Here is a 6,954-nt window from a genome sequence, read left to right on the forward strand (position 1 = left end):
GACGCCAACAGTGCGCCCTCGGAGGGTCACAGCATGAACACTAGCGATCTACTGGAACAACTCCTGCGCGCCGGTCAATCGGGCGGCAGTGGCTCGGGCAACGGCCTGGGTGGGTTGCTCGGCGGTTTATTGAAAGGCACCAGCACCGGCAATGCCTCGGCGGGTGGCGGTTTAGGCGGGTTGCTGGGTGGGCTCGGCGGCCTGTTGGGCGGCGGGGCGGCTGCACGTCCTGCGCAAGGGCGTTCTGGCGGGATGAATTACGCGGCACTGGCGTCGCTGGGCATGATGGCCTTCCAGGCGTATCAGGCCTGGCAGAGCCAGCAGGCCAGCCAGCCGCAAGCCGCCTTCCAGACGGCGGACCAACTCGACGGCCCCGAGGCCGAAGCCCATAGCCATGCGGTATTGCGTGCCCTGATCGCGGCGGCCAAGGCCGACGGGCGTATTGATGAAAAAGAGCAGCAGATGATTTCCAACGAGCTGCGTCAGCACACCGACGACCCGCAGTTGCAACAGTGGCTCGACGCCGAAGTCGCCAAGCCTCTGGATGCTGCGGATTTCGCCGAATTTGCCCGTGACCCGGCCGTGGCTGCCGAGGTGTACCTGGCCAGCGTAATGCTGGTGGACGACCAGCAGGACGCCGAACGCAACTACCTCGACGACCTCGCGGCGCAGCTGCAACTCGACCCGCAGTTGCAACTGCACCTGGAGCAACAGGCAAAAGCCTAGAAGCGCAACGTGGCGCCGGTGGTCAGCCATTGATCGCGGTCACCGCTCAGGCTGCGTCCAACGATCAGGTCCACATCGACAAACTCGCCAAGGTGCAGGCGCGGCCCGGCCTGCCAGGCCTGGTCGCCGCCGCGCTGGCCGTAGCGCTCGCCGATCAAGGTAAAGGCGGGCGCGAATTGATATTCAAAGCCGCTGCCCCAGGTCAGTCGATGGTTCTGCTCGCCATCATCGTAGGCGTGGGTCCAGCCGGCATTCAGGTTCAGGCGCAGCGCTTGCCAGGGCTGCCAGGTCAACGGCAGATTCAGGTCCGCCCCGTCAAAGGCGTGCCGACGATCCAGCGCAACGTGCGCCCCGGCGGCCACGGCCATCTCCAACCCCAAGTCTTCCCGCGACACTACCTGTGCCTTGAGTTGCGGGCTGATCTGGCTTTCGCCGCCGGCCCGTGAGAGGGCCGCGCCCCATTGCACCGAGGGCAAGGCGCTGAAGGTGCACGCGGGCGACAGCGTTTCGCTATGGTCGCGGCCCTCGTGACGCTTGGCGCTGAACCAGGCATCGACGTTGCAGGTGCCCGGCGCATTGATTGCGCCATCGTCGACCACGTAGGCGCCGCCGGCGGCATGGGCCTTGGACAGCAGCGCAATGAGCAGCAGCACGGCCAGGGTCAAGCCGATAAATACCAGGTTGCGTCGCAGTGCGCGGCGCTTGGGCGGCGGCAACAGCAACAAAGTGTGACGTGCGCCGCGATAGTGACGCGCACGGTATTTGGCAAACCCATCCGGGCGTTGCGGCGTGTGTTGGTTGTGCATGATGCACCTCGCGTGAATTCAGCTTTCTACGGTCAGCACCGAAATGCCGCTGGCTTTGGCCTGGCAGACCAGCTCCGACGTGTCGTCACCACCCGGCAGGGCGATGACCACGTCGGGCCGGCTGTCGGCCAGCATGAAATGGTTGCGCTGGCGTTCCGCCTGCTTGCCGTGGCGTTGCCAGTTGGGCGGGTAGCGCACCACGTCGATCCCCAGTTCCCGCGCCCACTCCTCGACGTCGCTGCCGAGGAACTGGTTGCCGCCGTGGATCAATACCTGCACCGGGCGCAGGCGGTGGTAAGCGTCCAGCACTTGGCGGGACTTCTTGGTGTCGGCGTAATGACGACCTGCACAGATCAAGACGCGCATATTCGAATCCTTGTAATGCACGGTGACGGCCGGGCGACCGCCACCGTTTGAACGGCGGGAGGATCAGTACCACTGCTTGAAGCGGCGGATGTAGATCGTTTTCATCAGTTGCGCGACGCAGCAGTAGCTGAGCAGGGTGCCCACCAGCCATGGGAAGTACGCCAGCGGCAGCGGTTGCAGGCCGACCAGGGTGCCTAGCGGCGAGAACGGCACGTAGATCCCCAGCGCGATCACCACGCCGGTCATCATCAACACAGGCCACGCGGCGGTGCTTTGGAAGAACGGGATCTTGCGGGTGCGCAACATGTGCACCACCAGGGTTTGCGAGAGCAGCCCCTCGATAAACCAGCCGGACTGGAACAGGGTCTGCATCTCCACGCTGTTGGCGCTGAACACGTACCACATCAGGGCAAAGGTGGTGATGTCGAAGATCGACGAGGTCGGCCCGATCCAGATCATGAAGCGCCCGATGTTTTTCGCGTCCCACTTGCGTGGCTTGGCCAGGTATTCCTTGTCCATCTTGTCCCACGGCAGGGCCAGCTGGGAGATGTCGTACATGAGGTTTTGCAGCAGCAGGTGAATCGCCAGCATCGGCATGAACGGGATAAACGCACTGGCCACCAACACCGAGAACACGTTGCCGAAGTTCGAACTGGCGGTCATGTTCAGGTACTTCATGATGTTGCCGAAGGTTTCGCGGCCCTTGAGCACGCCTTCTTCCAGCACCATCAGGCTTTTTTCCAGGAGGATGATGTCCGCCGATTCCTTGGCGATGTCGGTGCCGCTGTCCACCGAGATGCCCACGTCAGCGTCACGCAGTGCCGGTGCATCGTTGATGCCGTCACCGAGGAAGCCCACCGTGTGGCCGTTGGCTTGCAGGGCCTTGAGCACCCGGGATTTCTGCAGCGGGGTCAGCTTGGCGAATACCGTGCGTTCTTCCACGCGGCGCAGCAGGGTGGCGTCATCCATCCCTTCGATTTCTGCGCCGAGCAGTGGCTGGCCTGGCTCCAGGCCGACCTGGCGGCAGATCTTGCTGGTGACCACGGCGTTGTCGCCGGTCAGCACTTTGACCGCCACGCCGATTTGTTGCAGCGCGGCAATCGCCGGGCCAGCAGTTTCCTTGGGTGGATCGAGGAAGGTCAGGAAACCCTGGATCACCAGGTTGCGTTCATCGGCAGTGGTGTATTGCTGGCGGGCCAGGGCCTTGGGAATGTTGCGAGTGGCCACCACCAGCACGCGGAAACCGTCTTCGTTGTAGTCGTTCGCCAGTGCCAGCAACTCATTGCGGCGGCGCTCATCCAGGGGTACGGCGTCGCCGCCTTCCATCACATGGGTGGAAATGCTCAGCATCTCCTCCACGGCGCCCTTGCACACCAGCAACTGATCGTCAGCCGCATCCTTGACCACGATGGACAGGCGACGGCGGACAAAGTCGAAGGGCAATTCATCCACCTTGCTGTAGGCAAACGGCACCTGGAACTTCGGATTTTGCTCCGAGAACTGCACCACGGCCTGGTCCATCAGGTTTTTCATGCCGCTTTGGTGATGGCTGTTGAGCCACGCCAAGGACAGTACCGCGTCATCGCGCTGGCCAAAGGCGTTGACGTGATGTTCGAGGATGATCTTGTCCTGGGTCAGGGTGCCGGTCTTGTCGGTGCACAGCACGTCCATCGAACCGAAGTTCTGGATCGCGTTGAGGCGCTTGACCACCACTTTGCGCTTGGCCATCGCCGTGGCGCCCTTGGCCAGGTTGGCGCTGACGATCATCGGCAGCATTTCCGGGGTGAGGCCGACGGCAACCGCCAGGGCGAAGAGGAACGCGTCGCCCCAGTCACCCTTGGAGAAACCGTTGAGCAGGAACACGATCGGCACCATCACCAGCATGAAACGGATCAGCAGCCAACTGACGCTGTTGACCCCACGGTCGAACGCGGTCTGCACCCGCGAGCCGACAATCGCCTTGGCCAGCGAGCCAAAGTAGGTGCGTGGCCCGGTGGCAACCACCACGGCCTTGGCCCGGCCGCTGACCACGTTGGTTCCCATGAAGCAGATGTTCGGCAGGTCCAGCAGGTTGCCTTGGTCGGCGGCCGGGGGCGCGGCGGATTTTTGCGTGACGTCGCCGAGGGTGTCGTATTTTTCCACCGGCAAGGCTTCGCCGGTGAGCACGGCCTGGCTGATGAACAGGTCGCGGGATTCGATCAGGCGGATGTCGGCCGGGATCATGTCACCGGCCGATAGCTGCACGATGTCGCCGGCCACCAGATCACGCATCGGCACTTCGCGCAGGGTCGGCTGGGCACCGACTTGTTCGCGGCGCAGCACGGTGGCGGTGGTGCGTACCATGGCTTTCAAGGCTTCGGCGGATTTCGCCGAGCGGTGTTCCTGCCAGAAGCGCAGCAGGCTGCTGAGCAGGACCATGGTCATGATGATGATGACTTTGGTCAGGTCGACTTCTTCACCGGCTTGCAGCGGCAGCCAATAGTCGGTGACAAAGCTGATGCCGGCCAAGGTCAGCAGCACGTAGATGAACGGGTTGTTCAGCGCTTGCAGGAACTGCACGATGGCGTGGGGCGGCTTGTCATGGGCCACTTCGTTGTAGCCTTCGCGGTGCAGGCGTGCAGCGGCGTCCAGCTCGGTCAGGCCATCTTGGGTAGCACGCACGTTGGCCAGGGTGGCCGACAGGCCGTTGTGGGCTTCGCGGGCGGCGCGCATCGACAGCTTGGTGTCGGCGTCGGGGGTGGATTTCTTGTGCAGTGGCGTGTTTTTTACGGCGCTCATGGTGTGTACTCCTGTCGCCAATTCTCGACAAAACATACCCGGTACTTACCTGCTGACAGGCGAGCGAAAGCATGCCGAGCCGCGGACTTCGCGATCGGTTTAAATAAAGTGTCTGGACAACTTATTGCGGCGGCGTTAGTTAACTAGCGCGCAGCGGATTACAACTGGAATAGTTCATAAAGAACTCCAGGCTATTAGTCAGTTAGTTGCTGTTTCCAGCTGGATTAGGCGGCGCGCGCGCTCAGGTAGAAACCGAGCAGCAGGCCGGCTTGTGCCAGGCTGGAAACCGTCGGTCTCTGTGGGTCCTGCGGGTCGGCGTGATCCCAGTGCTGCACCAGTTGGCCGCTTTGCGAGCAGATACGCCAATGCGCCAGCGGGTGAGCCGGGCGCACTTGAGGGGAGGGTGTGGCAAAGGCCGGGCGTGTCGGGGAAAACCCTACAGGCTCGCGGCACAGCTTGGCGCGCAGGGCTGCGGCTAGCGCACGAACATCATGTAAAACAAAGGCTTGGAAGGTCATAACACACCTCGGGACCGGACGGGCGACCGGTGAGGCAGTTACGGTGGAGCATCGAGCTCTAGCGCAGCTTACCGGACCGGGAAGCGAGTCCTGTCATATTCTGGGTTGGGCGCCCGATGCCCGCAAAGGCGGTGCTCGGACAGCGACTAGATACTGTGTCCATTGGCTTCTTTTGTGAGGTTTAAAAAAGGCCCCAGTTGCGGGCACGGGCAATCTACTCAGGCAGTTACAAAATGTCAACGGATGATTAATTAAATTATCCGTTGTTCAGAGTTCATTCAGACAAGAGGCACTTGGAAGTTGCTCGATATATAACTTCAAATGCCCTGTGCCGCGAGAACGGCCAAGTAGATCAATACCACGCCACAGGCGCCGTAACTGATGCGCTGCCAAGTCGGTGATGCGTTCTGGCGCAACAGGTTCACCAACCCGGCAATCAGAAAGCACGACAGCACTGAGGCGAGCATGAACCCGGCAAAAAACATCAGCGTCTGCCCATGGCTCAGCGTAGCGCCGACGATGCCCGACAGTGCACTGCCCAGGGCGCCCCAGTAGACGATGTTTTTCGGGTTGGCCAGGGAAATCGTCGCGCCCACCGCCAATGCATTCTTCGCCGAGCTGGCGGGGGCGTTGTCGGCTTGCGGCAGGTTCCACGCATCCATCAGGCTGCGCACGCCGAGCCAGGCCAGGTACAACGCGCAGGCAACGGTCAGCGGCACGCGCACGGCGTCATGCTGGATCAGCAGCGCGATGCCGGTGAGGCCGATCACCGCCCAGACCGCGTCGCCTACCAACGAGCCGATTTGCACCAGCAACGCCGGGGTGAAACCTTGGAGCAAGCCACGGCGCAGGGTCTCCGCCAGCACAGCGCCTGGGGACAGGCAAAACACAAAACCAAATACCAGCGCGTAAAAGAAGATCGTCAGCATGCCCGCGTCCTTTCGAGAAAGGGCACGAGCATAGCCAGATTGGATGGGACAGTTCTAGTTTTTGCGATTAACACTCCCACATTTTGAATTGTGAACCCGGTCAACTGTGGGAGCTGGCTTGCCTGCGAAGACGGCAGCACAGGCATCCTCTCTATTGGCCATGCCGCCGCCTTCGTAGCCTCGCTAAAGCTCGACAACTCCCACATTTTTACCTGTGAACTCGCTCAACTGTGGGAGCTGGCTTGCCTGCGAAGACGGCAGCACAGGCACCCTCTCTATCGGCCATGCGGCCGCCTTCGTAGCCTCGCTAAAGCTCGACAACTCCCACATTTTGAATTGTGAACCCGGTCAACTGTGGGAGCTGGCTTGCCTGCGAAGACGGCAGCACAGGCACCCTCTCTATCGGCCATGCCGCCGCCTTCGTAGCCTCGCTAAAGCTCGACAACTCCCACATTTTGAATTGTGAACCCGGTCAACTGTGGGAGCTGGCTTGCCTGCGAAGACGGCAGCACAGGCACCCTCTCTATCGGCCATGCGGCCGCCTTCGTAGCCTCGCTAAAGCTCGACAACTCCCACATTTTTAACTGTGAACCCGGTCAACTGTGGGAGCTGGCTTGCCTGCGAAGACGGCAGCACAGGCACCCTCTCTATCGGCCATGCGGCCGCCTTCGTAGCCTCGCTAAAGCTCGACAACTCCCACATTTTTACCTGTGAACCCGCTCAACTGTGGGAGCTGGCTTGCCTGCGAAGACGGCGGCACAGGCACCCTCTCTATCGGCCATGCGGCCGCCTTCGTAGCCTCGCTAAAGCTCGACAACTCCCACATTTTTA

6 protein-coding genes are annotated in these 6,954 nt (G+C 61.7%); 1 reads left to right on the plus strand and 5 read right to left on the minus strand.

What is annotated here, in order from left to right:
• The first annotated feature begins 33 nt into the window (after positions 1–33).
• Positions 34–726, plus strand: a complete 693-nt coding sequence (locus NUV89_RS01095; RefSeq protein WP_257779981.1) for a tellurite resistance TerB family protein — start codon at positions 34–36, stop codon at positions 724–726.
• Here NUV89_RS01095 and NUV89_RS01100 read toward each other — a convergent pair.
• From NUV89_RS01100 to NUV89_RS01120, 5 genes are all read right to left on the minus strand, one after another.
• Complete coding sequence (locus tag NUV89_RS01100) at positions 723–1,532, minus strand: hypothetical protein (RefSeq protein WP_257779982.1); 810 nt, start codon at positions 1,530–1,532, stop codon at positions 723–725. The genes NUV89_RS01095 and NUV89_RS01100 overlap by 4 nt on opposite strands.
• An 18-nt stretch (positions 1,533–1,550) precedes the next feature.
• Positions 1,551–1,898 carry a DUF2493 domain-containing protein gene (locus tag NUV89_RS01105; protein ID WP_017734238.1) on the minus strand — a complete coding sequence of 116 codons (348 nt, stop codon included), beginning with the start codon at positions 1,896–1,898 and terminating at the stop codon, positions 1,551–1,553.
• A gap of 63 nt (positions 1,899–1,961) precedes the next feature.
• Positions 1,962–4,676 (minus strand): magnesium-translocating P-type ATPase, encoded by a 2,715-nt coding sequence (mgtA, locus tag NUV89_RS01110; protein ID WP_257779983.1) that lies wholly within the window; start codon positions 4,674–4,676, stop codon positions 1,962–1,964.
• A gap of 224 nt (positions 4,677–4,900) precedes the next feature.
• Positions 4,901–5,194, minus strand: a complete 294-nt coding sequence (locus tag NUV89_RS01115; RefSeq protein WP_257779984.1) for a hypothetical protein — start codon at positions 5,192–5,194, stop codon at positions 4,901–4,903.
• 317 nt (positions 5,195–5,511) lie between these two features.
• Positions 5,512–6,123, minus strand: a complete 612-nt coding sequence (locus NUV89_RS01120; protein WP_257779985.1) for a LysE family translocator — start codon at positions 6,121–6,123, stop codon at positions 5,512–5,514.
• Between the last annotated feature and the right edge of the window lie 831 nt (positions 6,124–6,954).

This window comes from Pseudomonas sp. 18.1.10, assembly GCF_024655625.1.
GTDB lineage: Bacteria > Pseudomonadota > Gammaproteobacteria > Pseudomonadales > Pseudomonadaceae > Aquipseudomonas.